This window comes from Azospirillum sp. B506 (assembly GCF_000333595.1).
In the GTDB taxonomy this organism is placed as follows: Bacteria; Pseudomonadota; Alphaproteobacteria; order Azospirillales; family Azospirillaceae; genus Azospirillum.
In genome coordinates, this window is record NZ_BADK01000517.1 from 1 (window position 1) to 1,354 (window position 1,354).

The following is a 1,354-nucleotide window of genomic DNA, read 5'->3' on the forward strand; positions in this document are numbered from 1 at the left end:
CGCTATCCCTTCTTCGGCGAATTCCACGAGGCGACGGCGCAGGGCGCCGTGATCGCCGAGTGATGCGGTCACAAGATCCAGTGACACAGTCTTAAGGCTTGTAACGCAGTCTTGAGATAGACCGCCCCGTACCGGAGACGACCATGCTCGCCAGTCTGATCATCGTCTTTCGCGAGGTCCTCGAAGCGGGCCTCATCGTCGGCATCGTGCTGGCGGCTACCCAGGGGGTGGCCGGACGTGGCCGCTGGATCGCGCTCGGCATTGTCGGCGGCATCGTCGGCTCCTGCATTGTCGCCGCCTTTGCCGATGGTATCAGTTCGCTGTTCGCCGACACCGGGCAGGAGCTGTTCAACGCCACGGTCCTGCTGATCGCCGTCGTCATGCTGGCCTGGCACAATGCCTGGATGGCGCAGCATGGCCGCGAGTTGGCACGCGACATGAAGGCGGTCGGCCGTGCGGTACAGAGCGGCGAGAAGTCGCTGGCAGCGCTGGCCATTGTCATCGGTGTCGCCGTGCTGCGCGAAGGGTCGGAGGTCGTGCTGTTCCTGACCGGCATCCTGGCGTCGGAGGAAGGCGGCATCGCCACCGTTGCTGCAGGCGGGCTGGGCGGCATGGCGCTGGGGGCGCTGGTTTCCGTCCTGCTCTATGTCGGCCTGCTGCAGATTCCGACGCGGCACCTGTTCGCCACCACCACCTGGCTGCTGACGCTGCTGGCCGCCGGCATGGCTGCCACGGCGGTCAATTTCCTGGCGCAGGGCGGCGTGTTGAATGCCGGTGGTGACGTGCTGTGGGACAGTTCGGGCCTGCTGCGCGACAACAGCCTCGTCGGGCAGGCGCTGCATGTGCTGGTCGGCTACACCGACCGTCCGACCGAAGCGCAGCTGATCGCCTATGTCGGCGTGGTCGTCGGCATCCTGTTGCTGACCCGCTGGGCGGCGGGCAAATCGCCGTCCAACCGCTCGCGCGTTGCGTCCCCCGCCGAGTGATCGATAGCGGATAATCAATAGCATCAAGGTGTATGGTCAGGCTGGCGGTCAAGCGTCTGGCCTTGTCCGTTGAAATCGCGTCATAGTGCCGCGGCGACAGTCGAGCGGCGGAGAATATGGCGGAGCTTGTGACATTGGTTGTGCTGCTGGCGGCGATGGTGGTTGCCGTTCCGGTGGCGAAGCGGTTCGGGTTCGGCGCTCCGCTCGGCTATCTTGCCGCCGGGCTGGCGGTGGGGCCGGCGGGCCTTGGGCTGGTGACCATTGTGGGGGCCATCGCTCACGCTTCGGAACTCGGCGTCGTCATGCTGCTGTTCCTGATCGGGCTGGAGCTGATACCCGCCCCGTCTTTGGGTGGATGCGAAAATCGG

At 65.7% G+C, this 1,354-nt stretch carries 2 protein-coding genes; both read left to right on the forward strand.

From position 1 onward, the window contains the following. Positions 1–143: 143 nt before the first annotated feature. Positions 144–986, forward strand: coding sequence for an FTR1 family protein (locus I71_RS15575; RefSeq protein ID WP_042695762.1), 843 nt, complete (start codon positions 144–146; stop codon positions 984–986). Positions 987–1,102: 116 nt separating this feature from the next. Continuing rightward, the coding region (locus I71_RS15580; RefSeq protein ID WP_042695763.1) for a cation:proton antiporter at positions 1,103–1,354 on the forward strand (252 nt) is incomplete at its 3' end.

Excerpts from the sequence above, each read along its gene's own strand:
- I71_RS15575 (WP_042695762.1), top strand. The coding sequence starts at position 144 with ATGCTCGCCAGTCTGATCATCGTCTTTCGCGAGGTCCTCGAAGCGGGC.